Genomic DNA, 25,440 nt, shown 5'->3' with positions numbered 1-25,440 from the left:
CGTACATCCCCCAATTCCGAACCTGTTCTAAAGAAATACGTTTTTCACTTTTTCTTCCATATCTCCGTAGTTTGCATTATCTTTAATATTTTCAAGAAGATAATCGAGTTCTTCATGCAGCCCTGAAAGTTCAACCGTTTTTCCGCCGGCCTCAAGGACCGCCGGTTTTCTTTGGTCTAAGGCTTCTTTCAGATCCGGCCAGACATGTTCTTTTATAATGACATATTCAAAAGAGTCAGCTGATTCAAGTATGTATACAAAAGCAAAGTGATCGGAATCAACAAGCATTTGACCTGAGGCTTTGCGTTCCGCTCCGCTTAAGTCCTCTCCGCACTTCAAGCGGAGCGCGTCTTCTGTTAATGATGCATTTTGGATTTCAATTCTCTTTTGCATAATGTTCTCCTTTTTTAACAAAGTACAGCATTTATTTTATCATATCAAGGTCGATATTGATAAACGTAACCTCTAAAGAGATAATGGGAATTATACAATTTTTCGTCCTGAAAGGAAGACTGTCATGACCCAAGAAATAGAAATTGAATTCAAAAACCTGCTGACAAAATCAGAATTTCTGAAGCTGAGTGAAGCACTCTGCATGAAAGAACATGATTTTAAACAGCAGGTCAATCATTATTTCGACACGAAAGATTTTTCCCTGAAACAAAAAAAATCAGCACTCCGCATCCGAGAAAAAGACGGCGCGTTCGTTCTGACGTTAAAAGAGCCTGCCGCGGTCGGTCTGCTGGAAACCCACCAAGAGCTTGCGGCACCTGATCTTGACGTCTTCAAGATTCCGGATGGCCCCGTCAAACGTCAGCTGGAAGGTCTCGGAATCAACTCAGAACACATTTGCTATTTCGGGACGCTGTCGACCGCACGCGCGGAAAAAGAATCAGAAAAAGGCTTAATCATTTTAGATCACAGCCGATATTTAGAGAAAGAAGACTTTGAATTGGAATTCGAGGCTGCTGACTGGGATGAAGGAAAACGGGCGTTTGAACAATTGCTCAAGCAATTCGGCATCCCAGAGCGAATCACGAAAAATAAAATCCAGCGTTTTTATGAACAGAAACAAAAAAAGGTGGAATGACACAGTGAATATAACGAATTGGGCGGCCCTTCTCCAGCTGCAATCAATGGCGCTGCAATCAATCTCTCATACAAGCACGGCTTCAGGCGGACAATCTTCAGAAAGCCCGCTTGCAAATTTCAGCGCGCTGCTCAGCCAGTATACGGACACAGCCGTCCGGCAGCAGCCGGAATCGGGAATTTTAAACGGTGTGCGGACCGCTCACGCTTCATATTCACCGAGAATTCCCGTTTCATCCGGCTCCGCGGCTGCTTCACAGACCGCTTCCCCGGGCATCAAGTCTCCGGATGCGGCTTCTGATATCAGCACCGGAAACTTTTCAATAGACAGCGCCATTCAGAAAGCAGCCGAAAAATACGGAGTGGACGAAAAGCTGATCCGCGCGGTTATTAAACAGGAATCAGGCTTTAATCCGAAAGCGGTCAGCGGTGCGGGGGCAATGGGACTGATGCAGCTTATGCCTTCCACGGCAGAATCACTCGGGGTGTCAAACCCGCTTGATCCCGTCCAGAACGCTGAGGGCGGCACAAAGTACTTAAAGCAGATGCTCACGAAATACGACGGAAATGTATCTCTGGCGTTAGCCGCCTACAACGCAGGCCCCGGCAACGTAGATCGGTACGGAGGCATTCCGCCGTTTAAGGAAACACAGCAATATGTCAAAAACATAACCAAACAGTATTACGCGTAAACCAGAGAGGCTTCCTTCGCCCTCTGGTTTTTTTGCGGAGTGAAATCTTACACATGAATGAAGGCGATGTGATATGATATGAAATACAAGCGCCTGACAGAAAGGCACTTTGTTTGTAGAAATAAAATGTTATTGCTAAAATATACAGTAACTGAAGATAGTAAAACTGAAAGATAAATTCGCAATGGGAATTATGATTCCTATTAGCCATATAAAGGAGTAGTCAACATGGGACAATCGTTTAACGCACCATATGAAGCGATTGGAGAGGAACTTCTATCGCAACTTGTTGATACTTTTTATGAGCGTGTCTCGTCTCATCCCTTGCTGAAGCCGATATTTCCAAGTGATTTGACTGAAACGGCCAGAAAACAAAAGCAATTTTTAACCCAGTATTTGGGCGGACCTCCTCTTTATACTGAAGAGCACGGACACCCCATGCTCAGGGCAAGGCATCTCCCCTTTCCGATTACGGACGAGAGGGCTGATGCGTGGCTAAGCTGTATGAGCAAAGCGATGGATCAGGTCGGGCTGGAGGGCGATATTCGTGAATTTCTGTACGGGCGTCTGGAACTGACGGCCAGGCATATGGTAAACCAGTCAGAAGCGGAGGATCGATCATATTGACGAATTATCAGCATGAGCAATACTTCGCCCATTGCCACGGACATCCAAAAAAACCGCTCGAAATTTACATGTTTGTCGACCCTTTATGTCCTGAATGCTGGTCGCTGGAGCCCGCCATAAAAAAATTAAAAATCAAATACGGACGTTTTTTTACGCTGCGGATCATAGTTTCCGCGAGCATTACATCGCTGAATAAGCAAAAGCGGAAAAAACACCTCCTTGCCGAAGCTTGGGAAAAAATTGCGAACCGTTCCGGGATGCCCTGTGACGGAAGCCTTTGGCTTGAGCAGGATCAGCCTCTTTCATCGCCCTACCTTGCCGCACTCGCTTTAAAAGCGGCCGAACTGCAGGGAAGAAAAGCGGGCATTCTGTTTCTCCGCAGCATGCAGGAAAGCCTGTTTGTTTCCAAGCAGAATATTACGGATGAAGACGTTCTTTTAGAGATTGCCGAAAAGACGAAATTGGATGTTGAAGAATTCAAGCGCGACCTCCATTCGCAAAGCGCGGTAAAAGCGCTTCAGTGCGATATGAAAATCGCGGCGGAAATGGACGTCACCGTCAACCCGACATTGACGTTCTTTAACAGCCTGCATGATGATGAAGGGCTGAAGGTTCCCGGCAACTATTCTTATGACGTATACGAAGAGATCTTATTCGAAATGCTCGGGGATAAACCGAAGCCTTCTGAAACGCCGCCTTTGGAATGTTTCATTGAATATTTCCGGTTTGTCGCATCGAAAGAAATCGCACTCGTTTATGATTTGAGTCTAGAAGAAGTTGAAAAAGAAATGAAAAAACTGGCATTCGCCAAAAAGGTCGCCAGAGTGGAAGCAAAGCACGGTCTGTTTTGGAAATCTCTGGCCGGCACTCAGGAGGATGTCACCTGTTGTGATCATTAAAAAAGCTGATTCCTTACGGAGCCGGCTTTTTTTTGTACAAATAAAGAAACCGCGCCGGGATAAGCGCGGTTTCATATGTCTTAACGACAACAAAGGGGATGGGAGAAATTTTTCACGGTCAAACAAAGGGGTAATGTTTGTTTGTGATCAATTTCACATCCTTATCATATCAAATCTTGTCGAGTTTTGACAAGCCATAAGATTAATGTTCATATTTTTGTCACAAAACATAACTGACTGCTTGTTTTCATAGAATATATCAATGAAAAACAAGGAGGGAAATCAATGCTCCGCACCGTATTGATCATCGGAATGATTGTGTTTTTCTTCTTTTTAAACCTGCTGGCCATGATGCACATGCTGCCGATTTACATTACATCTCCCCTGCTGTTTCTTTCCATATTGTTTGCCTTGTACCGGCTGAATCACCGAAAAACGTTTAAGGGATTTTAGAAAAAGCCTGCGCATCTAATGCACAGGCTTTTTTGGTTACGAAGGGTTCACTTTCGAAAGAAGCTCTTCCATTTCGTTCAGTTTCTCTTCAAACATTTTGCAGGCCGCCTCGATCGGTTCAGGCGATGTCATATCAACTCCCGCTTTTTTCAGTATGTCGATCGGATATTCCGAGCTTCCCGCTTTTAAGAATTCGGTATAGCGCTCCACCGCAGGCTTGCCTTCTTTTAAGATCTGGCTGCTCAGCGCTTGGGCCGCACTGTAGCCTGTCGCATATTGATACACATAATAATTGTAATAGAAATGCGGAATTCTTGACCATTCCAGACTGATTTCTTTATCAATCACCATGTTGTCACCGAAATACTTTTTATTCAGATCATAATAAAGTTCGTTCAGCAGTTCAGGCGTTAGCGGCTCGCCTTCCTGCGCTTTCGTATGAATCAGATGCTCAAATTCAGCGAACATCGTCTGTCTGAACACTGTGCCTCTGAATCCTTCAAGCATGTGGTTGAGCAGGTACAGACGCTGTTTTTCATCCTTTAAGCTGTTCAGCATATATTCACCGAGCAGCGCTTCATTAGTCGTTGAAGCGACTTCAGCGACAAAAATGCTGTAGTTACCGTACGGATACGGCTGATATTTTCTCGTATAGTAACTGTGCACGGAATGGCCGAACTCATGAACGAGCGTAAACAGATTATTGACATTGTCATGCCAGTTCATCAAGATGTACGGATTCGTGCCGTATGTACCGGACGAATAAGCACCGCTGCGTTTTCCTTTATTTTCGTATATATCGACCCAGCGGTTTTCAAGTCCTTCTTTTAAAATAGACGCGTATTCCTCGCCCAGCGGAGCAAGTCCTTTGAGCATATAATCTTTCGCTTCCTCATATGTGACCTTCATTCCCGAATCTTTTACGAGCGGTGTGTACAGGTCATAAATATGGACTTCATCAAGGCCGAGAACCTTTTTCCGCAGGTCAATGTAACGGTGTAATAACGGAAGATGTTTATTGATCGTTTTAATCAGGTTATCGTAAACTTCTTCAGGGATGCTGTTATTGGATAAAGCCGCTTCCCGTGCTGATTTATACTTTTTCACACGGGCGTAAAAATTATCTTTTTTCACAGTGCCGCTGAGTGTAGTCGCCATCGTGTTTTTATACTGTCCGTATGTTTTATATACGGCTTCAAATGCGTTTTTGCGGACTTCACGATTGCTGCTTTCCAGGAAATTAATAAAGTTGCCGTGTGTGATTTGAGTTTCCTTGCCGTTTTCATCTTTAATCGACGGAAATGTAATATCGGCGTTATTTAAAACACTGAATGTATTGGAAGGCGACGACAGCGCTTCTGAGGCTTCCGCAAGCAGGGCCTCTTCTTGTTCGCTCAGCACGTGCGGACGCTGTTTTGTAATTTCTTCAATTGCATGGGAGTAAAGTTTAAGCTCCTCTTTTTCCAGAATAAACTGGTGCAGCTTGTCCTCCTGAATCGCCAGAATTTCCGGTTCAATGTAAGCAGTCGCGCTGGCAGCCTGGGAATACAGGCTTGCGGCTTTGTCGTTCAGCCCTTGGTAGAAAGAATTTCCCGTATCCTGGTCTGAGCGCATATGCGCGTATGCATAAAGTTTCCCAAGGCGGTTCGTCACTTCATCCTGTGCCGTAAGCGCCGCGTATAAATTATCAGCCGAATGAGCAAGCGTGCCTTTAAAAGAAGATAAATTCGGGATTAATTCTTTAACTGCTTGAAATTCTTTATTCCAGGCCTCATCACTAGGAAAAATATCCTCTAGTCTCCATGTATGCTCTGCCTTTACTTCACTTCTGTCAGGCAGCTGTGCTGCTTTATTTTCCTCAGTCATGGTGATCCCCCTCGTTTTCTTTACTTCAAGCCAATTGAAAAAACGATTGTTTCTCCAAAAACTTGTGTTGTGATTATCTTCCGGCTTTTCACTGCCTTTTGTCAAATCATATGCGGCATATAAGACCGAGCATACCAATAATACAGTGAAAAAACGAAAACAAAATGCTTGTACGCCCCTCACATTCGCCACCACCTTGACGTTAGGGTGAACGAAATGAAGCATTCTCATTCCCCAAAAAAGAGCAGATCCCTCCGGCGCAGCTCTTCTGCCGTTTGAGGGAGCTTCCGTTGAGATGAGGGCATATATACTTCATTCTCAATTTCCCTTAAAAAATCCTGCAAGCATAAGAAATCAGCATATTGTTTTACCGCCATTCTGATAAGGCTATCTTGTGAACCATACCGCATCCGAATCTCCTTACGCCTGATTTTTTGCCGCAAATCATGAACCATGCCGGATAATCGGATCGGCGCGCCTTTTTTAGAAAGTTCCGCAAGCCGCAAGTATAAATGGCTCTGCCACACAAAAACGGGACTGGCAAACACAAAGCCCGCTGAAACGGGAATAAACACTTCAGATGGGAGAAATGGAAATGCAACCTGATGTCTTTCGTAAAAAAGACGCCGGATAAGACCGGCATCTTCAGATAAAAACCGCCCGCTTTTGCTGCGGAAGCCGACTACGGCACGTCCCCACGAGGGAAGTCTGACGCTGTGCCGCCCTTCCGGATGACAGATGTCTTTCAGGTTTGCTTTGTGAAGAGGGATTGTGGTTAAGCCGGCATAAGAATAGCCGGTGTAAAACGGAGTGATGGAATGCAGCCTGTAAAAGGAGCGGGCGTCGGGGCAGTAAAACAGTAAGGAGGAAAATGAATGGACTTCAAAGAACTGCCAGTGAAAAGCAGAAAGCCGGAAAAATTGCGCGGCCATCCGTTTTAACCGTTTTGCCCCGATGATCCAGACCGGCCGGTACCCGGCGTTTTTCAGGCCTGCCGTCCGGCTCTTTAAAGAGTCCGCCGAAAGATTCGCACATTGAAATTCAAAAGCCAGCCTCTCTTCTCCGCTTTCCGCCGTCAAGTCAGGCCGCTGTCCAGCGGAAGTCAGATACGGTTCCAGGCTGACGCTGCACCCTTGTGTCTTCAGCCAGAGAAAAAGCTGTCTTTTTCCCTCCAGATGGTATTCGCTTTCAGGTTCGGATTCCCCGGGACACAGCCTGCTTTTTTTATGAGCGAAGTGCGGCAGTTTCTCCCGCCCCAGTTTGATATCAAGCTCACTTTTGCAAACGGGGCAGAACCAGCGTTTCTTTCTCAGCTCCGCCGCTTTTTCCTTTGAATAGCTTCCGGCCAGCTGAATGAGCCGTCCGTCGGCAGTCACAGCACTGAACATGTTGCATCTTCTCCTTTCCTGAATCTTGTTATATTCAGCAGGAAGAAGATATAATCCTGTTTGCGGATGAGAGCCGTTATACGGTTTTCAGCCGTTCATCCTGTCATTCAGAACAAAAAAAACCGATTTCTGCTGAGAGAAATCGGTTTGTTATGATGCAAAGTGTTTTTTTATTGTATATAACGCATGATCAGCGATCACCAATTTTCCGTATTCTTCAAGACGGTGAATGCTGACTGATGATTCGTGCGCGTACTCCAACAGGATGCTTAGCTGATTTTCAACCTCTTCATCAGTTTGCTCATAAAAATCTGCATATAAATAATATCGGTCTTCAAACGAATACAGGGTCGTTTTGATTCCGTTAAGATTCAATTTTGATAGCGAGATGAGATCCTCAAAATCATCGAACCGCAAAGTGAACTGAAGCTTTTGCTCCTTATCTTCCCGGCTCTCGGCCTGCTCTTCTTTCTGGAAATCATCAAGTAAAGCATCGAGATTTTCATCTGCCGGCTCTTGTTTTTTATCTTCCGGGATCGGCAGTTCGAGTTTTTGTCCGTCCTTGGAAAGCTGGGCTTTTGTTACGATTATTTCCAGTCCTTTGTCCAATGCCTGAACCTGAATCCAAAGAGGACCCTCGACAGCGAATTCCTCTTCATCATGCACTTCATCCATGACTTCCCAGAACAGTTCTTCACTGCGCTCGCGATTGTACCAGATTTCTTCTCTGTCAAAACCGCGATCTTCAATATCACCATAAGACATATAAAATTTTACAGTATGCTCATTAATTCTTTCTATTTCCATTTTGCCAACCTTCCCTTCTTTATAAGATGTTGAAGGGACATCTAAGCTCCCGATGAATAGTACTTTACTACACTTTACCCATTCCGTCCACATCTTAACCTTATAGAGGACAGCGCAAATTCTTTATATTTCTATTTTATGATAAAACAGTTATAAAAGAAATAAAAAAGCATTTTCACACCGAAAAACAGGCTTTCTCCCGGTTCCCATCATAAATAGCGCACTGCTTCATATATTAGCTGTACAAGCAATCGATCTATAAGCGAGGTGTTACCATGCCGCACGATTACCTGCTGTCCCTTCTGCTTATTATCGGGATTGACCTTATTCTCGGCGGTGACAATGCCGTCGTCATCGCGATGGCCAGCCGGAACCTGGCCCATAAACAAAGACAGCAAGCGATCATCTTCGGAACGTTTATCGCAGTCGTCTTGAGAATCGTTCTGACGAGCGCTGCGGTCTATTTATTGAATGTTCCTTTTTTACAATGCGCAGGCGGGGTATTTTTATTGTATCTCGGCTATCAGCTTCTGATTGAGAAGAAAGATGCGCAGCATGTGAAAAGCAGTTCTTCTCTTTGGAAAGCCATCCGCACAATCGTTATGGCTGATATCTTTATGTCGCTTGACAATGTCATCGCAGTAGCCGGCGCTTCTCACGGTGAGCTGACACTTGTAGTGATCGGTCTCTTCATCTCGGTGCCGATTATCATTTGGGGCAGCAAGCTCGTTCATGCCGCCATGGACAAAATGCCTTTATTGATGTACGCCGGGAGCGGCCTTCTCGCATTTACCGGCGGTGAAATGATTGCCGGAGACAGCAAGCTGTCATTTTTCATGGCAGAACACGGCATTATACAAATGACGCTGCCGATTTTGACCGTCGTATTTGTTATCCTCGCCAGTATGATTTACCAGCAGACTGAAAAATAACAAAAAGCCCAAACCGCGATGGTTTTGGGCTTTTTCCATGCTTATCGTAAGCTTATATCAGTTGGCAAGACGCTGTGCTTCTCTTAATTGGAAAGAACGCACTTTTCTTGGCAGGAATCGTCTGATTTCATCTTCGTTATAGCCGACTTGCAGACGTTTTTCATCAATGATAATCGGACGGCGGAGCAGTCCCGGATGCTCATTGATCAAAGTATATAAGTCTTGAAGCGGCATAGATTCAACATTTACGTTCAGTTTCTGGAATACTTTAGAACGGGTAGAGATAATTTCATCCGTACCGTCTTCAGTCATACGCAGAATCTGCTTGATCTCATCAATTGATAACGGCTCGGAGAAAATGTTTCTCTCTACAAACGGAATCTCGTGCTCTTCAAGCCAAGCTCTTGCTTTTCTGCATGACGTACAGCTAGGTGATGTGTATAATGTAACCATTAATCTTCACTCCTCTAATTAGTAGGATGAACATGTTGTATTCTCAAATTGAAATAACTTTAAAAAAGGAATCTTTATAGGTATTATACTATAAAAAAGTAAGTGTGAACAGTCTCCTGAGAAAAAAATGTGTCAATCCGGCAAATTTACGGCTGGCGGATGTTTCCCCATTCTCAATTAGCTCAGCTGATCGAAAATGTTTTTTCGTTTTTTCTCATCAATGACTTTGAGAACTTCATCCGTTTTTTCGTATGATTCTCCGTACCATTTTTCATCTTTATAAGTGTGAATGTTTTCATATGTCTGTTTCATCGCTTCAAACATTTCTTCTTCTGATTCCGTCTTAGGTGACCAGTACAGAATCTCCATTTTGTTCACTTCATTCGTAGCCAATGACCGGCGCCGATACCCGATTGACTGCGCGTGCTTGAAATGCTCTCTTTGATAAAAACGCAAGCGTTTCTGTGTATCCGTGTCATCCTCGTCAACAGGCTCCACCTCAAGCAGAATCGGCTTGTTTTTCTTTTTCAGCCTGCCGATCAGCTTGCTTCCGAGGCCTTGTCCTCTGGATTTCTTTGACACAAACAGGTAATCAATAAAGATGAAAGAGTCAAATTCCGCATACATCAGCACGTGGTACTGCCCCTCTTCTTTATGATAAACATCGCTTTGCTCCTTTAACAGAGCTTCCATATGCGCTTTTGATTTCATTTCTTCAATCGGAAAATATTCACTCAGCTTTTCGTACCAGTTCATTCATTTGCTCCTTATGGGTTCGTTGTCTTCACACTTTTAGATATACCCCATTTCCGATTGTTTAAACAATCTTACATCTATTAAGACGTGTGATCCTTTAACATGGTTTCAATTTTTTTAAAATGGTGTGTAATCGACGTTTTTGGTATAGCGGTTTGCCGCGTCCCACAATAAAAATTCGTCAATTCCTTCATCATGCAGCGCTTTAACCTGGTCTTCCACCTGGCGTTTTCCGTACTTTTGATAATTTCCGCTGCCGAGATATGATGCCGTGAAGTCCTGAAGCCACGGACGCGATACAGGCGGGTGTTTCAGCTTAGACAGTTTTTTATGTTCCACCTTCGCGTATTCTTTGACGACTTTGTAAGGCTCAAGATCCGGTTTATCAATGCCGAAATAGCTTGTCCAATGGCTCGGATAAATCATGGATGAAATGACATCGACCTGTTCTGAAATTTTGCTGAAATTCTGGCCGATCCCAGGCGCTTCCGGCAGCGTGGCTGAATAGCCGAAAATATCAACCGACACATCCGCGCCGTACGGCTTGAGTTTTTTCTTCGCATAACCGACAAAATCGGTGACGGCGTGAACGCGTTTTTGCACATTGCTGTCTGCTGTTTTTCCGTAATCGCCGTGTCCGTATGTCAGTTCGTCATCACGTTTTTCAAATCCTTCAGGAAAACGGACATAATCAAATTGAATTTCTTGAAAACCCATCTTTACGGCTTGTTTTGCAATCTTTACATTGTAATCCCATACTTCTTTCATAAACGGATTGACGAACGATTCGCCGCGGCCGTTTTTCCAGACACTTCCGTTTTTTTCTTTAAAGGACCACTCCGGCTTTTTGTTCGCGAGTTCGCTGTCTTTAAATACGACAATACGCGCGATCGGATAGATCTTTTTTTCCTCCAGCTTTTTCATCATCTTTTTTGGGTCTTTGATGTACGGCTTGGCGATTTTGGCATACTCAGAATGGCCGTCCGGCTTAAAGGTGAGGTTTCCGTTGTCATCCTTGACATCAATCACCATTGTATTGAGCTCCGTTTTGTCCACAAAGTCTGTCAGCTCCCCGAATTTGCTTCCTCCCGCTGAATGCCCTGTGACGTAAATGCCCCGCACCTTATCAGGATGTGAAAAATGCAGCCCTGACGGATAAGCGAACCGTGCATTTGATTTCGGCAGTTCTTTTTCGGCCAGCGCTATTTTTACAAGCGGCTGCTCCTCTTTCGCAGCGGCGTGGGCCGGATAAGCACCTGCACTGATAAACAGTCCCGCACAAATGGCGCACAAAATGGTTTTCATACTGATCTCCCCCTTTTTTTCCATTATAGAAAAACGGGAGCAAGCTTAATAAACTTGAATGTGCGCAAAAAAATCCTCCAAGACTGAGTCTTGGAGGATGATACGTTTATAGGTAGGTTTTAAATTCATCTTCAGTGCACATAACAAAGTGTCCCGGTTTCACTTCTCTGAATTCCATCTTTTCTCCGTCTTGCAGCTGATGAATGGACGGATCGTATTTCTTTCGCGTACGATTTCTTTCATAGTCCGGATCAGGGAGCGGGATAGCGGACAGCAATGATTTCGTGTATGGGTGAAGCGGGTTTTCGTAAAGCTCATCCGCCGGCGCAAGCTCCACCAATTTTCCGAAATACATGACGCCGATGCGGTCGCTGATGTATTTGACCATTGATAAATCATGGGCGATAAACAGGTAAGTGAGCCCTTTTTCTTTCTGCAATTCTTTCATTAAATTGACGACTTGCGCCTGAATGGAGACATCAAGCGCCGAAATCGGTTCGTCCGCGATGATAAACTCCGGATCAACCGCCAGCGCTCTGGCGATTCCGATACGCTGGCGCTGTCCGCCCGAAAATTCATGCGGGTAGCGGTTGGCGTGCTCTTTATTTAAACCGACCGTTTCCAGCAGTTCGTGAACCCGCTGCATCCGCTCTTTTTTCGTTTTTGCCAGGCGGTGAATATCTATTCCCTCGGCAATAATGTCGGCGACTGTCATTCTCGGATTTAAAGATGCGTACGGGTCCTGGAAAATCATCTGCATTTTCCGGTTAAACTCCAGCAGCTTCTTGCGGGATTTTTTCCCGTGCACATTTTCCCCGTTAAAGAGAACTTCCCCGCCGGTTGCCTCATACAGCCGGATAATACTGCGGCCCGTCGTTGATTTACCGCAGCCCGATTCTCCGACAAGGCCGAGCGTTTCGCCTTTATAAATATCAAATGACAAATCATCTACGGCTTTTACCGTTCCTTTTTGCGTGAAAAAATGCTGTTTTAAGTGTTTGATTTCGAGAAGCTTCTCAGTCATTTTTTTCACCTTCCTTCATTAAAACAGGATGCTGATACGTATTCGGAAGCTGACGGATTTTAGCCTTCACCGCTTCAGGCGGCTCGACCTTAGGCGCATCAGGATGCAGAAGCCACGATTTCACAAAATGCGTATCAGACACTTTATACATCGGCGGTTCCTGTTCAAAGTCAATTTTCATCGCATATGAGCTGCGGAGCGCAAATGCATCCCCTTTCGGAGGGTTCGTCAGATCAGGCGGCGTGCCCGGGATGGCCGTCAGTTTTTCCTGATCGGTGCTGTCCAGGCTGGGCATTGAGGCAAGCAGCCCCCACGTATACGGATGGCGCGGATCATAAAAGATTTCATCCACCGTGCCCGATTCGACGACCTGACCCGCGTACATGACAGCGACCCGGTCGGCGACATTGGCGACAACGCCGAGATCATGCGTGATAAAAATGATAGACGTATCAATTTTCTTTTGCAGATCTTTCATCAGCTCAAGGATCTGTGCCTGAATCGTCACATCAAGCGCTGTTGTCGGTTCATCGGCAATTAACAGTTTCGGATTTGCCGCAAGCGCCATCGCGATGACGACACGCTGTCTCATCCCGCCTGAAAATTCATGGGGGAATTGGCCGATCCGTTTTTCGGGCATCGGAATCCCGACGAGATCAAGCAGCTCTATGGCGCGCTTTTTCGCGGCTTCACTTGAGATTTTTTCATGTTTGAAAAGCACTTCCGTAATTTGTTTGCCGACTCTCATCGTCGGGTTCAGAGAGGTCATCGGATCTTGGAAAATCATTCCGATGTCCTTTCCCCTGATGGCCTGCATTTCTTTTTCAGACATCGGCACGATATCGCGTCCGTCAAAAAGAATCTGTCCTCTTTTAAAGTAGCCCGGCGGCATCGGGATCAGCTTCATAATCGCTTGGGAGGTCACACTTTTTCCGGAACCTGACTCCCCCACGATCGCAAGCGTCTCTCCTTTATTCAAATGGAAATTCACGCCGCGGATTGCCTGTACCTCTCCGCCGTATGTTTTAAATGAAATGGCTAAGTCTTTTACTTCTAGCAAACGTGTCACTCATATCACTCCTTATTTGCGTAACTTAGGATCCAGCGCGTCTCTTAACCCGTCGCCGACAACGTTAAAGCCGAACATCGCCAGGCAGATAAAGCCGGCAGGGAAGAACAGACGCCAAGGGTAATAGGTTAATGCAGGCAATCCGTCTGAGGCCATCGTTCCCCAGCTCGCAAGCGGCGCAGGTACGCCGAGGCCCAAATAACTTAAAAACGCTTCTGTAAAAATCGCCGTCGGAACCGTCAGTGTCATCGTTACGAGAATAGAGCCCATCGCGTTCGGAACGATATGCTTAAACAAAAGCCGGCCGGTTTTGGCGCCGAGTGTCTGTGAAGCAAGCACATACTCCTGATTCTTTAATTGCAGCACCTGTCCGCGGACGATCCTCGCCATATTGATCCAGCCCGTGATCGTCATGGCGACGATAATGGTCAGCAATCCTTTCGGCAGGACAACCATCAGCAAAATAACCATTAATAATGAAGGAACAGCCCACAGAATGTCGGCGATGCGCATCATCACTTCATCTGTGCGTCCGCCGCGGAATCCGGAAATGCTGCCCCAGATTACGCCGATTAATAAATCAAGCACGGCAGCTGCGACACCGATAAAGATAGAAATCCGCGCGCCCACCCATGTCCGGACGAATATATCCCTTCCAAGGTCATCCGTGCCGAACCAATGATCTTTCGAGGGCGCTTTATCCGCATTTAATAGATTGGTAGTGGCATAATCATACCTTGAAAAGACAGGCGCAAAAATCGCCATCAGAATAATAAGAACGATCAGAACGAACCCGACCATCGCAAGCTTATTGCTGCGGAAGCGGAGCATGGCGTCTTTCCAGAGGGAAAGGCTTTTTTTATTTATTTTTTCGGCATCGCCGGCATTAGCTGAAGCTGGTTCAAACATATTTTCAGGAATGTTCTGCATGGTCTAGGCTCCTTTCTTTGCTTTGGAAAGCTTGATTCTCGGATCGATTAATCCGTACAGCACGTCAACAATTAATACGCATAAAAGCAGGAGCACGCTGAAGAACACGGTAACTCCCATAATGACCGTATAATCACGGTTTGTAATGCTGTTTACAAAATGCGCGCCTAAACCGGGAATTCCGAAAATGGATTCAATGATGAAACTCCCCGTTAAAATGGATGCCGCCATCGGCCCCATATATGTCACGACCGGCAAAAGCGCGTTTCGCAGCGCATGGCGCACGGTGACTGACGGACGGGAAAGTCCTTTAGCTTTTGCAGTCCGTATGTAATCGCTGTTTAACACTTCAATCATGCTTGAACGGGAGAGTCTGGCAATGAACGCCATCGGCATGGAAGCGAGCGCAATAGAGGGCAGAAAGGTGTATGCCCAGGATTCCCACCCTGCGACCGGGAACAGTTCTAATTTAATTGAGAAAATATATTGCAAAATCGTCGCCAATATAAAGCTCGGAACTGAGATCCCAAAGATCGTTAAAATCGCAATGGTATAATCCTGCCATTTATTATGGTACAGGGCAGCAAGCACCCCGAAAAGCACACCGAACGCTAAAGCGAGGAGAATAGCTTCTGCACCGAGAGTGAATGAGACGGGGAAGCCTGAATTGATTAAATCATTAACACTTTGGCCTTTATATTTAAAAGAAGGTCCGAAGTCCCACATCGCCACAGATTTTAAGTAGCTGACATATTGAACGAAAAGAGGCTTGTCCAGGCCATAGTGTTCGTTTAAGTTTGCCTCAATTTCAGGCGGCAGCTTTCTTTCGCCGGAAAATGGTCCGCCCGGCGCTGCCTGCATTAAGAAGAATGTGGCGGTCACAATCACAAACAGCGTGATGATCATGTAAATGAATCGTTTACCGATATATTTCAGCAAGGTGAACACCTCCATGTTTTTTACAATTTTATACTTAATCAGTAAGAAAGGTATATGGGGACATCCTCCCCATATACCTTGGGTCTTTTGTTTTCAGAACCGTCTTTTATTCAAAAGAAGCATTTCTGAAGTAAACTTCGCCTGTTCCTGTCAAGATCACATTTTTGAGGTTTTTATCCTGCACCCAAGGATCCGTATAGAAATAAACTGGCGCGACCGGCATTGCGTCAATAAAGATCTTTTCTGCTTTTTTCAGCTCTTCGATACGTTTATCCGGATCCGTTTCAAGCTGAGATTGGTTCAGCAGCTTTTTAAACTCAGGATCTTCCCATCCGGTATCATTGTTTCCGCCTTCTTTATCACGGAACAATTCTAGGAAGTTGATCGGATCGTTGAAATCGCCGAGCCAGCCCATACGCCCGATTTGGTAGTTCTGGCTGTGCAGCTTGTCGATGTAAACATTCCATTCGGAGTTATCAAGCTCAACTTTGACGCCCAAGTTCTTTTTCCACATTTCCTGTACGGCCTGCGCAATTTTCGCATGCGCGTCATCCGTATTGTAGGACAGTTTGATCGCCGGAAGGTCAGAGGCATTCTTGACGCCTAATTCCTTCAGTCCTTTATTTAAGAATTCTTTAGCTGATTTGACGTCATTGTCTTTGAAATAACCTTTTGTGTTATCCTTGAATCCCTTCATTGACGGCGGCACCGCAGCCATGGCCGGGATCTGTTCGCCCTGCGTTACATTTTTCACGATGGACGAGCGGTCGATCGCATAAGCAAGGGCTTTACGGATGTTAACATTGTTCAGCGGTTTCGCTTCTGTGTTGAATTTGTACCAATACACGCCTGCGATCGGTTCAACGTGAAGAGATCCGTCTTTTTTCAATGTCGGCAGAGATTCAGTCGGAAGCTGTCCGAGCGGCATTCCTGCCCAGTCAAGCTCACCGGCCTGGAATTTTTTCAGTTCGGTGTTGTTATTGTTAATCATCACCATGTTGATTTTCTTCAATTTCACAGCGTCTTTATCCCAATATTGATCGTTCTTTTCGAGCGTGATGGAACCGCTGTGTTTCCAGGCCGTCATTTTGAACGGGCCGTTTGACACATAATTTTCGCCCGCGTTTGTGTTCCAGTTTTTATGTTTTTCCGCGATTTTCTTGTTGATCGGCATATACGTATAGAATGAAGTTAATTGCGTGAAATAAGGTGTCGGGTTATTCAGTTCAACCTTTAATGTTTTGTCATTTACGGCTTTTACGCCTACATCATCAATCTTGCCTTTTCCTGTATTGGCAGCTTCAGCGCCTTTGATGTAGTAGAGCTGATAAGCGTATTGTGATTCGTTGTTCGGGTCAAGCGCCCATTTCCACGCATATTCAAAATCCTGCGCCGTCACAGGGTCGCCGTTAGACCATTTCGCACCGTCACGAATCGTAAATGTATAGGTCTTTCCGTCTTTGCTTGTTTCAATTTTAGATGCCATTCCTTCTTCAGGCTCACCTTTGGAGTTTACGCGTGTCAATCCTTCAAAAGTCTGGCGGATTACGCCTCCTGACACGGAATCATTCGCTAAACCAGGATGCAGTGAGAACGGCTCGGTTTTAATATTGATATTAAGTGAAGTCTGTCCTTTTGTGTCTTTTTTACCGCCGCCTGATCCGCCGCTGAATCCGCCGCACGCACTTAATACAAGCGAGAAGATAAGCATCAAACCTACAATAGACCAACGCTTTTTCATGCACTAACCCCCTAATCAAATTTTTCAGCCTTTACTACTAAATACTCAGAAATATCAGACAAAATAACTTAATATTTTTCTAAACTTTAATTGTGTTCCGTCTTTTCTGATTATTTTATGTAAAGAAGCTGTAACAATAGAGTGAACAAGTTCATTATAATGAAATGAATAATTTATTGCAATACTATTTTCTCAATTTAAAATATTTAAATTTGGTCAGTTTTTCTGTCAAAAAGGTGATACACTTCTATAGTTTAAAGCATGACCTAACTAAATTTTTTTATTGCAATTTCCAGTTCATATTGCTTTTTACATATAATATTCGTTATACGAAATGTTGATATACGTTATCATTTAAGCATTTTCAGTTCTTTTTGAGGATTTCCAGCCCTTAAGCAAACTGGAAATAAGCTTGTATTCCTCTGATGACATTTGGCTATAATTGATTTATAATAGATCAATCAAATACATTTGTTGTGATTGCGATGATGAAGAGTAGTACACATTTTCATCCGTTTGAAGAGAGTCTGCGGTGCTGGGAGCAGGTAACGGGCGATGTGGAATGGACTTCTGAGCAGCTGACCGAACGTTAGTAGGCCCAGCCGGAGCAGCCTCCGTTACCAACGTCTCGAGCGATTCCATTGTAATGGAATAATCAGGGTGGCACCACGGTTCATTCGTCCCTTTTTTCTACGGGAAGAATGGGCTTTTTTTATTATGTTTTAAGAAATGAGGTAAGAAATATGAAGAAAACGATTTTTTCAGGCATTCAGCCGAGCGGTTCCGTTACCCTCGGCAACTACATCGGCGCAATGAAACAATTTGTCGATTTGCAGCATGACTACAACGGCTACTTCTGTATTGTCGATCAGCATGCGATTACGGTACCGCAGGATCGGCTTGAGCTGCGGAAGAACATCCGCAATCTCGCGGCTCTTTACCTGGCCGTCGGACTTGATCCCGAGAAAGCGACCCTCTTTATCCAGTCGGAGGTTCCCGCTCATGCCCAGGCGGGGTGGATGCTCCAATGCGTCGCATATATCGGCGAGCTTGAGCGGATGACGCAATTTAAAGATAAGTCAAAGGGCAAAGAAGCCGTCGTGTCAGGACTGTTAACCTATCCGCCGCTGATGGCCGGCGATATTTTACTGTACGGAACGGACCTTGTTCCGGTCGGGGAAGACCAAAAACAGCATCTTGAACTGACCCGCAACCTGGCGGAACGCTTTAATAAAAAATACAATGACATCTTCACGATTCCTGAGGTGAAAATTCCTGAATCAGGCGCGCGCATCATGTCACTGGCTGATCCGCTCAAAAAAATGAGCAAATCAGATCCGAACCAAAAGGCATTCATCACGCTGCTTGATGAACCGAAGCAGCTCGAGAAGAAAATCAAGAGCGCCGTGACTGATTCTGAAGGCATTGTAAAGTATGATAAAGAAAACAAACCGGGCGTTTCTAATCTTTTGACGATCTATTCTATTTTAGGAAACACATCAATTGAAGAATTAGAAGCTAAATATGAAGGCAAAGGGTACGGTGAATTCAAAAGCGATTTAGCCGAAGTCGTTATCGGCGCATTGACACCGATCCAAGAGCGCTACCGTGAATTAATTGAGAGCGACGAGCTTGACCGCATTCTCGACGAAGGGGCGGCGCGCGCAAACAAAACGGCCGGCAAAATGGTGAAGAAAATGGAAAACGCCATGGGTCTCGGACGGAAAAGAAGATAAAGAAAAGAGGCGGGAGAATCCCCGCCTCTTTTTTAGTTCACTTTTGATTCCTGCTCCATTTCCCAAAGCTTTTCGAAAAACGGCTGCCCTTTAATCAAATTTTCACAGAACGCAAGATGTTTATCCGACCAGCCTTCAATTGTTTCATTGTAAAGCATGTCCCAGATCTCTTCAAAACTCATCCGTTTGATCTGCTCGTACATATGCGGATTCCACTCCGTGTACCAATACACAATTTCCGCACGGTTTTTCAGCCCTTTCAGCTGGTCGAGCGCCATAAACATCAGCTGCTTGATCTGCCGCTCTTTTCTCGTCAGCCCTCTGACGTGCTCCGGCGCCAATGACAAAATGTGATATTCCTTTGAAGACTCCAATTGCGCCGGCTCAAATTGAAACGATTCCGGTTCTACATCCTTTACCATTTCATAAACAAGCTGCTCCTGTCTCGGAATCAGGCGGCTCTTTCTGACCGGAATGGTATACCCGATCGTATCCACGGCAATGATGCCGATCCCGTCTGTCACGACAAAACAATACTCCAGCTTTGTCCGCTCATGATTTTTTCGCACGTATGACTTTTGGTGGACTTGGTCAAGCAGCTCTTTCGGAAGCTCTGATAAGTCGTTTTCTATGTAATGAAATAATACCGACGGCACTCTGAGCAGCGGCGTCTGATCCAAAAGTTCAACCGTGTCTTCCTTCCGCCATTCATGAAAATGGCATACATTGTAGCCGTTTTCTTCCCCTTCAAACCAATTGACCCATACATCATGAAGAAATAACATATTCGACCCCTCACTTTATAAAAACTGTTGTCCACAGTATAGGCAAGGGATAGATAAATTATTCCATTTCGATATGAGATTTCCGCAATACGGAGCTGGATTTCCGACTGCATCGCAACAAAAAAATCTCCCGTTCCGTCCGGGAGATCATTTCACATTTTTCGGATCAAGCGCATCACGCAGCCCGTCTCCGACAAAGTTAAAGCACAATACGGTAAGAAGAATCAACAACCCTGGGAATAACGGGTACCACCAAGCCTGAATCATAAGCGTAAAGTTCTGTGCATCCTGAAGCATATTGCCCCAGCTTGCGATCGGCGGCTGAATCCCGAAACCGAGATAACTTAATGTAGATTCCGCCAAAATAACCGTTCCTACCTTTAATGTGGCTGAAACAATAATCGGTCCGAGCGCATTCGGCAATATATGAGAAAAGATGATGTGATGATTTTTTGTACCGATCGTCTTTGCAGCTAATACAAACTCTCTGGAACGAAGCGATAAAAACTCCCCTCGGACAAGACGTGCCGTTGTTGTCCAGCCTGTAAGGGAGAAAATTAAAATTAATTTATCCATTCCGGGCTGGAAAATCGTAACAAGTGTAATAAGCAAAAATATATCAGGTATGGATAATACGATATCAACGGTTCTCATGAGAACGGCATCGACAATCCCTTTAAAATATCCGGCAACGGCTCCGACAACTGTCCCGATTGTAATCGCGCCGATCACAGAAGCGAATCCGACAAGCAAGGAGACGCGCGCCCCGTACAGAACCCTCGTAAAGATGTCTCTTCCGAATTTATCAGTTCCCATTAGATGTTTTAAGCTCGGCGGCTTCAAACGATTGATAAGAGATTGACTCTCCGGAGAGTAAGGAGCGATTACCGAAGCGAATAAGGCTGACAAGATGATGATGGTTAATATAACGGCTCCGATTACAGCTAGTTTATTTTGAAAGAACTTTTCGAAAAAAATCTTCGTCATTGTTTCCGGTTTGGATTGAATATTTTCCTTTAATTTTACTTCGCTGGGGGGTGTGCCGGTATTTGGCTGTAACATTTGACCTCTCACCTCTCTTTGTTAATATTCAATGCGGGGATCAACCAGCGCATATAAGATGTCCGCAATTAAATTCCCCACCACAACCAAAACAGCTGAAATGACCGTCATGGCCATGATAACCGGATAATCCCGCGAAAAGGCTGAATCAATAAACAATTTGCCGAGACCCGGCCAAGTAAAAATCTGTTCTACCACTACCGCTCCCCCGATAAATGACGGTATCATCAGACCAAAAATAGTGATGACAGGAAGAAGTCCGTTTCTCAAACCGTGTTTAAAAATCACTTTATTATCTCGGAATCCTTTCGCACGCGCCGTTCGTATATAATCCTGTTTTAACACATCAAGCATACTGGATCTTGTGTATCTCGTTATCCCTGCCATGTCTGCCGTGGCGAGCACAAAAGCAGGCAGAATCAAGTGATGCAATCGGTCAAATATGTTAAAGTCAGCATTCAAAGTGCTTACTCCGCCAGTGGGAAACCACCCCAGATTTACAGATAAAACCATGATTAAAATCAAACCGAACCAAAAATTCGGAATGGCAAGCCCTAAAAATGAAGTAACAGTTATCCCGTAATCCAATTTTGAATAAGGACGCTTCGCTGACAGAACACCAAATGGAATAGAAATAAGAAGAGCGACAAGGGTTGAGAAAAGCATAAGCACAATCGTATTCGGTAAGCGGGATAAGATAAGTTCAGAAACTGGAGTGCCTTTCTTGACGATAGAAGTCCCGAAATCCCCTTGCAGCATATTCCCCAGCCATTTCACATATTGAACAGGTTCCGGATCATTCAGCCCGTATTTTTCAATGAATTTTGCCCTGTCCGCTTGACTGATTGTAGGGTCCATCATAAGTGACATCGGGTCTCCCGGCGCTGCTTTCATGATGGCAAACGACAAAATTGTAATGCCTAAGAGAATCGGCAAGGACATTAATGTTCGCCGTAAAATATATGTAACCATGTTCTTGTCCCCTTTTTAAATAGGATAAGAGAGGAAAGGAACCTCCTTCCCTCTCCAGGGCTTTTGCTATTTTTGATCCAGCCACCATTTTTCAATATTGTACAAGTCATTTTTAGGGTGGAATACATAGCCTTGTAAATTATTCGGCATCGCTCTGTGGTAATTGTAATAGAATAAGAAGCTGTACGGCTGATCTTCAGCAATCAATTTGTATATCTCTTCATACTTCTTTTGGTATTCTTTTCTGTCTGTAATTGTCTTCGCTTCTTCAAGCAGCTTGTCGACTTTCGGGTTTTTATACCAGATATTATTCAGCCCGTTTTTCGATTGGCTTGAATGGAAGATAGAGAACTGATCCGGGAACGTTGCAAGACTCCATCCGAGAAGAAGAGCGTCATAATCCCAATTAGGGGCACTTGTCTGTTCGATTAACGCACTGAATTCAACAATTCGCGGTTTAGCCTCGATTCCCACTTCTTTTAATTGCTGCTGAACGACAACAGCTAAATCTTCACGAATTTTATTGCCTTGATTCGTTTTAATTTCAAATGAGAATTTTTTTCCGTCTTTATCAAGGTAGCCGTCACCGTCATGGTCTTCCCATCCGGCTTCTTTTAGCAGCTGCTTTGCTTTTTTCGGATTATAATCAAATGTCGGCACTTTAGACTTCGGATAATTCCATGACAGCGGACTCTCAGGAACATCCGCTACCTTACCGTCTCCGTTCAGCACTTGATCCACCATTGCCTGCCTGTCAAGAGCGTAAGTCAATGCCTGACGCACTTTTTTGTCCTTAAAGATCTCTTTTTTCTCATTCCAGCCGATATAGCTGTAGTTTAAGCCAAGGTCAGATTTGACCTTCACATTTCCAAACGTTTTAACCGTATCAAAATCTGTGCCCGGCACAACGAAGAAATCAATATCTCCCGCTTTTAACTGAGCCACGGCAGCGTTAGAATCAGGTATTGTTTTTACTGTCACTGTATCAAGGTAAGGTCTGCCGCCAAAGTAATCATCATTTGCTTCCAGTTTGACATACTCGCCCTTTTTCCACTCAACAAACTTAAACGGACCGGAGCCGATTGGATTTTTACGGTTAAATTCATTCTCTCCCAGATCAGCAACCGGGACCTTACCCAATATATGTTTAGGCAAAATGCCGTAACTGTCGAGAACGACATTATAGAAATAGGCATCTTTTTTCTTCATTTTAAACTGAATTTCATATTTTCCTTTTTTCGTTACGGATTTAAGGGACTCAAAACCCGAGCCACGCTCACCGTTGTAATCTTTGTTAAGAGGGATGCTGTAGGTGAAAACAACATCATCGGCCGTCAGCTCTTTTCCATCATGGAATTTAACGCCTTTTTTCAGTTTTACATCATACGTTAATCCCCCGTCAGCTTCTGTTACTTTTTCAGCCAGCGACGGCTTGACGTTTAATTTCTCATCAGTTTCCAATAATGTGCTGTAAAGCATTCCTTCAATATCAGAACTTGCAACATCGGTAGAATAAAGTGGATTAAAAAGTGTGGGTTCCCCGGTTGACCCGACAACCAAATCTCCGCCTTTTTGCGGTTTTCCTGCCGGTTTGGATTCGGTGCTTGTGGATTTTGAGCCGGAGCAGGCTGACAGGAAGATGGCGAGCGCCATAAAAACACTTAGCATCATCAGTGCGCTTTTACGTAATTTCATATCAATTCCCCCTTTGTGATATATATGCAGCAAACTGGTTATGTAATCCGGCATACCCCCTCTCGATGCTTGTCATTTCAGGCATATAAATGGCAGGCAACGTAATGGCCAGGAGCGGCTTCTTCAAATGCCGGGATTTGTTCCTTGCAGATCGGTTTGGCCATCGGGCACCGCGTGTGGAACACGCAGCCTTTCGGCGGGTTTGCCGGGCTTGGCAGTTCTCCTTTCAGGATGATTCGGTCCCGCTTGACGGCGTCTTTTTTTCTCGTGACGGGCACTGAAGACAAAAGCGCTTGCGTATAAGGGTGAAGCGGATTGCCGTACAGCTCGTGTTTATCGGTCAGCTCCATCATTTTTCCCAGATACATGACGCCGACTCTGTCGCTGATATGGCGGACAACACTCAAATCATGAGAAATAAACAAATAGGTCAGGTTGAATTCATCCTGCAGTTCTTCCATCAGATTGATGACTTGGGCCTGAATGGAGACATCGAGTGCGGAAACGGGTTCATCCGCAATAATCAGCTCGGGATTCAACGTCAGAGCCCGCGCAATCCCGATCCGCTGGCGCTGTCCCCCGGAAAATTCGTGCGGATAGCGGTTTGCAAAGCTCGGATGAAGGCCGACTTTCGCCAGCAGCTCCTCCACTCGCTCGTTCCGCTCGCTCATGCTGTACATATGGTGAGTCTGGAACGGTTCTTTAATAATGGAACGCAGCGTTTTCCTCGGGTTAAGGGATGCGAAGGGGTCTTGGAAGACCATCTGGATGTTTTTGCGGACGCTTTTTCTCAGCTTTTCTTCAGATAAGCCGGAGATATCCTGACCCTTAAATAGAATCCGGCCGTCTGTCGGCTTGTATAAACGGATCATCGTCCTTCCCGCCGTGGATTTGCCGCATCCTGATTCACCGACGATGCCGAGCGTCTCCCCGCGCTTCAGTGAAAAAGAAACACCGTCAACAGCCTTTATATCACCGACTTTCCTTTGAAAAAAACCGGAGCGGATCGGGAAATATTTTTTTACGTCTTTCAGCTCTAAAATCGTTTCTTGGCCTGCAGCTGTCATTTTGATTGGGCACCCTCTTCCTCATATAAAAAACATCTTACAGAACGGCCGCTTTCATGCGTTATCAGCTCCGGCTGCCCTGTTTTGCATTTGTCCATCGCTTTTGAACACCTCGGGGCAAATCGGCAGCCTTCCGGAAGATTATCCGGTGTCGGGACACTGCCTTTGATCGCTTTTAATGTATCAATCTCTCCATCTATCACCGGTATGGAGTTTAACAGCCCTTCGGTATACGGATGAAGAGGGTTTAAAAATAAGTCCTCCACACTCGCGCTCTCTACGACTTGTCCGCAGTACATCACGATCACCCTGTCGGCGGCTTCGGAAACCACACCTAAATCGTGAGTGATCAGCAGAATGGAAGTATCGAATTTTTTGCAGAGGTCTTTCATCAGCTCCAATACTTGGGCTTGTATCGTCACATCAAGCGCCGTCGTCGGCTCATCAGCGATCAGAAGCTTCGGATTGCAGCTGAGCGCAATGGCGATCATCACCCTCTGTCTCATCCCTCCGGAAAGACGGTGCGGATATTCTTTCATTACTTGTTCCGCTCTGGAGAATCCGACGAGTTCCAGAAGCTCAACGGCTTTTTTGGACGCTTCTCTTTTATTCATTTTTTTATGGTATTCAAGCACTTCGGTAATTTGTTCGCCGATGGTCAGCACCGGATTCAGGGAAGTCATGGGCTCCTGAAAGATCATAGAGACGTCATTTCCGCGGATTTTGCAATATTCGTTTTCGGTGAAGGAGGCCAGGTCCCTGCCTTCAAGCTTAATCGAGCCGTCCATAATTTTTCCGCCCGAGCCTTGGACAAGTCCCATAATAGAAAGCGAGGTGATGCTTTTGCCCGAGCCGGATTCTCCTACAAGAGCGACGGTTTCGCCTTTGTTAATGTGAAAATCAACCCCGTCGACTGCGGGGATCGGCTGTTTCTTTCTGAAAAAATAGGTCTTTAAATTATTCACTTCTAATAGTGTGCTCATGATACGCCCCTTTCTCATTCCGCTGAAGCAGAGGGAAACATACGTTTCGCTATCACAAAATATAGAATAGTCGAAAAATTTTATAGTTGTATATTATTACATCATTATTACAAAAGCAAGAATTTTTTAGGATAAATGTAATATCCTTAAATAATTTCCATTCTTTTAAT

General features: G+C 45.0%; 25 protein-coding genes and 1 other annotated feature. Of the genes, 7 read left to right on the top strand and 18 right to left on the bottom strand.

The window, feature by feature from the left end; all coding sequences use genetic code 11:
- Positions 1-27: 27 nt before the first annotated feature.
- Positions 28-393 carry a hypothetical protein gene (locus NYE36_RS05890; RefSeq protein WP_039062899.1) on the bottom strand — a complete coding sequence of 122 codons (366 nt, stop codon included), beginning with the start codon at positions 391-393 and terminating at the stop codon, positions 28-30.
- Positions 394-517: 124 nt separating this feature from the next.
- Here NYE36_RS05890 and NYE36_RS05885 point away from each other — a divergent pair, with 124 nt between their 5' ends.
- The 5 genes from NYE36_RS05885 to NYE36_RS05865 all read left to right on the top strand — a co-directional run bounded on the left by NYE36_RS05885 (position 518) and on the right by NYE36_RS05865 (position 3,760).
- Complete coding sequence (locus tag NYE36_RS05885; RefSeq protein WP_014417426.1) at positions 518-1,090, top strand: CYTH domain-containing protein; 573 nt, start codon at positions 518-520, stop codon at positions 1,088-1,090.
- Positions 1,091-1,094: 4 nt separating this feature from the next.
- Positions 1,095-1,781 (top strand): lytic transglycosylase domain-containing protein, encoded by a 687-nt coding sequence (locus tag NYE36_RS05880; protein ID WP_007409105.1) that lies wholly within the window; start codon positions 1,095-1,097, stop codon positions 1,779-1,781.
- Positions 1,782-2,009: 228 nt separating this feature from the next.
- A complete protein-coding gene (locus NYE36_RS05875; RefSeq protein ID WP_003155023.1) occupies positions 2,010-2,408 on the top strand; it encodes a thiol management oxidoreductase in 399 nt (132 codons plus the stop codon).
- On the top strand, positions 2,405-3,307 hold the full coding sequence (gene spxH / locus NYE36_RS05870; protein ID WP_015239573.1) for a protease adaptor protein SpxH: 903 nt from the start codon (positions 2,405-2,407) through the stop codon (positions 3,305-3,307). The genes NYE36_RS05875 and spxH overlap by 4 nt, the downstream gene beginning before the upstream one ends.
- A 285-nt stretch (positions 3,308-3,592) precedes the next feature.
- Positions 3,593-3,760, top strand: a complete 168-nt coding sequence (locus NYE36_RS05865) for a hypothetical protein (protein ID WP_003155026.1) — start codon at positions 3,593-3,595, stop codon at positions 3,758-3,760.
- A 36-nt stretch (positions 3,761-3,796) separates the two neighbouring features.
- Here NYE36_RS05865 and pepF read toward each other — a convergent pair whose 3' ends face one another.
- The 3 genes from pepF to mecA all read right to left on the bottom strand — a co-directional run bounded on the left by pepF (position 3,797) and on the right by mecA (position 7,821).
- Positions 3,797-5,626: an oligoendopeptidase F gene (pepF, locus tag NYE36_RS05860; protein ID WP_007409107.1), complete on the bottom strand. Its 1,830-nt coding sequence runs from the start codon at positions 5,624-5,626 to the stop codon at positions 3,797-3,799.
- Positions 5,627-5,853: 227 nt separating this feature from the next.
- Positions 5,854-7,014 carry a competence protein CoiA family protein gene (locus tag NYE36_RS05855; RefSeq protein WP_094032344.1) on the bottom strand — a complete coding sequence of 387 codons (1,161 nt, stop codon included), beginning with the start codon at positions 7,012-7,014 and terminating at the stop codon, positions 5,854-5,856.
- Positions 7,015-7,164: 150 nt separating this feature from the next.
- Positions 7,165-7,821, bottom strand: a complete 657-nt coding sequence (mecA, locus tag NYE36_RS05850) for an adaptor protein MecA (protein WP_003155032.1) — start codon at positions 7,819-7,821, stop codon at positions 7,165-7,167.
- 275 nt (positions 7,822-8,096) lie between these two features.
- On the opposite strand from mecA, the gene NYE36_RS05845 reads away from it, so the two are divergent.
- Entirely contained in the window at positions 8,097-8,753 is a 657-nt protein-coding gene (locus NYE36_RS05845; RefSeq protein ID WP_007409109.1) for a TerC family protein, read from the top strand.
- Positions 8,754-8,810: 57 nt separating this feature from the next.
- On the opposite strand, the gene spx is transcribed toward NYE36_RS05845, so the two are convergent.
- The 8 genes from spx to NYE36_RS05805 all read right to left on the bottom strand — a co-directional run bounded on the left by spx (position 8,811) and on the right by NYE36_RS05805 (position 16,970).
- Positions 8,811-9,206, bottom strand: a complete 396-nt coding sequence (spx, locus tag NYE36_RS05840; protein ID WP_003155034.1) for a transcriptional regulator Spx — start codon at positions 9,204-9,206, stop codon at positions 8,811-8,813.
- A gap of 177 nt (positions 9,207-9,383) precedes the next feature.
- Positions 9,384-9,962 carry a GNAT family N-acetyltransferase gene (locus NYE36_RS05835; protein ID WP_007409110.1) on the bottom strand — a complete coding sequence of 193 codons (579 nt, stop codon included), beginning with the start codon at positions 9,960-9,962 and terminating at the stop codon, positions 9,384-9,386.
- A gap of 117 nt (positions 9,963-10,079) precedes the next feature.
- Entirely contained in the window at positions 10,080-11,267 is a 1,188-nt protein-coding gene (locus NYE36_RS05830) for a putative glycoside hydrolase (RefSeq protein ID WP_076982893.1), read from the bottom strand.
- A gap of 106 nt (positions 11,268-11,373) precedes the next feature.
- Complete coding sequence (gene oppF, locus NYE36_RS05825; RefSeq protein WP_012117283.1) at positions 11,374-12,291, bottom strand: oligopeptide ABC transporter ATP-binding protein OppF; 918 nt, start codon at positions 12,289-12,291, stop codon at positions 11,374-11,376.
- Complete coding sequence (locus NYE36_RS05820) at positions 12,284-13,360, bottom strand: ABC transporter ATP-binding protein (protein ID WP_003155039.1); 1,077 nt, start codon at positions 13,358-13,360, stop codon at positions 12,284-12,286. Before NYE36_RS05820 ends, oppF begins: the two co-directional genes overlap by 8 nt.
- Before the next feature lie 12 nt (positions 13,361-13,372).
- Positions 13,373-14,290, bottom strand: a complete 918-nt coding sequence (gene oppC, locus NYE36_RS05815) for an oligopeptide ABC transporter permease OppC (protein ID WP_033574516.1) — start codon at positions 14,288-14,290, stop codon at positions 13,373-13,375.
- Positions 14,291-14,293: 3 nt separating this feature from the next.
- The gene (locus NYE36_RS05810; RefSeq protein WP_003155043.1) at positions 14,294-15,229 is read right to left on the bottom strand and encodes an ABC transporter permease; all 936 of its coding nucleotides are present in this window, start codon (positions 15,227-15,229) and stop codon (positions 14,294-14,296) included.
- Between the two features lie 106 nt (positions 15,230-15,335).
- Complete coding sequence (locus NYE36_RS05805) at positions 15,336-16,970, bottom strand: peptide ABC transporter substrate-binding protein (RefSeq protein WP_012117282.1); 1,635 nt, start codon at positions 16,968-16,970, stop codon at positions 15,336-15,338.
- Positions 16,971-17,446: 476 nt separating this feature from the next.
- Positions 17,447-17,658 (top strand) — a binding site (T-box leader).
- Between the two features lie 55 nt (positions 17,659-17,713).
- On the opposite strand from NYE36_RS05805, the gene trpS reads away from it, so the two are divergent.
- Entirely contained in the window at positions 17,714-18,706 is a 993-nt protein-coding gene (gene trpS, locus NYE36_RS05800) for a tryptophan--tRNA ligase (protein ID WP_014304785.1), read from the top strand.
- 32 nt (positions 18,707-18,738) lie between these two features.
- Here trpS and NYE36_RS05795 read toward each other — a convergent pair whose 3' ends face one another.
- The 6 genes from NYE36_RS05795 to NYE36_RS05770 all read right to left on the bottom strand — a co-directional run bounded on the left by NYE36_RS05795 (position 18,739) and on the right by NYE36_RS05770 (position 25,270).
- The gene (locus NYE36_RS05795) at positions 18,739-19,491 is read right to left on the bottom strand and encodes a YjbA family protein (RefSeq protein WP_007409116.1); all 753 of its coding nucleotides are present in this window, start codon (positions 19,489-19,491) and stop codon (positions 18,739-18,741) included.
- A gap of 147 nt (positions 19,492-19,638) precedes the next feature.
- On the bottom strand, positions 19,639-20,553 hold the full coding sequence (opp4C, locus tag NYE36_RS05790; RefSeq protein WP_007409117.1) for an oligopeptide ABC transporter permease: 915 nt from the start codon (positions 20,551-20,553) through the stop codon (positions 19,639-19,641).
- Between the two features lie 21 nt (positions 20,554-20,574).
- Positions 20,575-21,525 carry an ABC transporter permease gene (locus NYE36_RS05785; RefSeq protein ID WP_003155051.1) on the bottom strand — a complete coding sequence of 317 codons (951 nt, stop codon included), beginning with the start codon at positions 21,523-21,525 and terminating at the stop codon, positions 20,575-20,577.
- A 66-nt stretch (positions 21,526-21,591) separates the two neighbouring features.
- Positions 21,592-23,220: a peptide-binding protein gene (locus NYE36_RS05780; protein ID WP_015417208.1), complete on the bottom strand. Its 1,629-nt coding sequence runs from the start codon at positions 23,218-23,220 to the stop codon at positions 21,592-21,594.
- Positions 23,221-23,297: 77 nt separating this feature from the next.
- Positions 23,298-24,287 carry a dipeptide ABC transporter ATP-binding protein gene (locus NYE36_RS05775; protein WP_060675046.1) on the bottom strand — a complete coding sequence of 330 codons (990 nt, stop codon included), beginning with the start codon at positions 24,285-24,287 and terminating at the stop codon, positions 23,298-23,300.
- Positions 24,284-25,270: an ABC transporter ATP-binding protein gene (locus tag NYE36_RS05770; RefSeq protein ID WP_025284553.1), complete on the bottom strand. Its 987-nt coding sequence runs from the start codon at positions 25,268-25,270 to the stop codon at positions 24,284-24,286. The genes NYE36_RS05775 and NYE36_RS05770 overlap by 4 nt, the downstream gene beginning before the upstream one ends.
- Between the last annotated feature and the right edge of the window lie 170 nt (positions 25,271-25,440).

Source organism: Bacillus sp. FSL R5-0593, assembly GCF_038603755.1.
Classification (GTDB): Bacteria; Bacillota; Bacilli; order Bacillales; family Bacillaceae; genus Bacillus; species Bacillus velezensis.
The sequence above is the reverse complement of the archived record's forward strand: the minus strand, read 5'-3'. Positions and strand labels throughout refer to the sequence as shown.

What these genes read in the sequence shown, in the direction of transcription:
- NYE36_RS05890 (WP_039062899.1), bottom strand. Translation starts at nt 393, where the DNA reads ATGCAAAAGAGAATTGAAATCCAAAATGCATCATTAACAGAAGACGCG.
- NYE36_RS05885 (WP_014417426.1), top strand. Translation starts at nt 518, where the DNA reads ATGACCCAAGAAATAGAAATTGAATTCAAAAACCTGCTGACAAAATCA.
- NYE36_RS05875 (WP_003155023.1), top strand. Translation starts at nt 2,010, where the DNA reads ATGGGACAATCGTTTAACGCACCATATGAAGCGATTGGAGAGGAACTT.
- NYE36_RS05865 (WP_003155026.1), top strand. Translation starts at nt 3,593, where the DNA reads ATGCTCCGCACCGTATTGATCATCGGAATGATTGTGTTTTTCTTCTTT.
- pepF (WP_007409107.1), bottom strand. Translation starts at nt 5,626, where the DNA reads ATGACTGAGGAAAATAAAGCAGCACAGCTGCCTGACAGAAGTGAAGTA.
- NYE36_RS05855 (WP_094032344.1), bottom strand. Translation starts at nt 7,014, where the DNA reads ATGTTCAGTGCTGTGACTGCCGACGGACGGCTCATTCAGCTGGCCGGA.
- mecA (WP_003155032.1), bottom strand. Translation starts at nt 7,821, where the DNA reads ATGGAAATAGAAAGAATTAATGAGCATACTGTAAAATTTTATATGTCT.
- NYE36_RS05845 (WP_007409109.1), top strand. Translation starts at nt 8,097, where the DNA reads ATGCCGCACGATTACCTGCTGTCCCTTCTGCTTATTATCGGGATTGAC.
- spx (WP_003155034.1), bottom strand. Translation starts at nt 9,206, where the DNA reads ATGGTTACATTATACACATCACCTAGCTGTACGTCATGCAGAAAAGCA.
- NYE36_RS05835 (WP_007409110.1), bottom strand. Translation starts at nt 9,962, where the DNA reads ATGAACTGGTACGAAAAGCTGAGTGAATATTTTCCGATTGAAGAAATG.
- NYE36_RS05830 (WP_076982893.1), bottom strand. Translation starts at nt 11,267, where the DNA reads ATGAAAACCATTTTGTGCGCCATTTGTGCGGGACTGTTTATCAGTGCA.
- oppF (WP_012117283.1), bottom strand. Translation starts at nt 12,291, where the DNA reads ATGACTGAGAAGCTTCTCGAAATCAAACACTTAAAACAGCATTTTTTC.
- oppC (WP_033574516.1), bottom strand. Translation starts at nt 14,290, where the DNA reads ATGCAGAACATTCCTGAAAATATGTTTGAACCAGCTTCAGCTAATGCC.
- NYE36_RS05805 (WP_012117282.1), bottom strand. Translation starts at nt 16,970, where the DNA reads ATGAAAAAGCGTTGGTCTATTGTAGGTTTGATGCTTATCTTCTCGCTT.
- trpS (WP_014304785.1), top strand. Translation starts at nt 17,714, where the DNA reads ATGAAGAAAACGATTTTTTCAGGCATTCAGCCGAGCGGTTCCGTTACC.
- NYE36_RS05795 (WP_007409116.1), bottom strand. Translation starts at nt 19,491, where the DNA reads ATGTTATTTCTTCATGATGTATGGGTCAATTGGTTTGAAGGGGAAGAA.
- opp4C (WP_007409117.1), bottom strand. Translation starts at nt 20,553, where the DNA reads ATGTTACAGCCAAATACCGGCACACCCCCCAGCGAAGTAAAATTAAAG.
- NYE36_RS05785 (WP_003155051.1), bottom strand. Translation starts at nt 21,525, where the DNA reads ATGGTTACATATATTTTACGGCGAACATTAATGTCCTTGCCGATTCTC.
- NYE36_RS05780 (WP_015417208.1), bottom strand. Translation starts at nt 23,220, where the DNA reads ATGAAATTACGTAAAAGCGCACTGATGATGCTAAGTGTTTTTATGGCG.
- NYE36_RS05775 (WP_060675046.1), bottom strand. Translation starts at nt 24,287, where the DNA reads ATGACAGCTGCAGGCCAAGAAACGATTTTAGAGCTGAAAGACGTAAAA.
- NYE36_RS05770 (WP_025284553.1), bottom strand. Translation starts at nt 25,270, where the DNA reads ATGAGCACACTATTAGAAGTGAATAATTTAAAGACCTATTTTTTCAGA.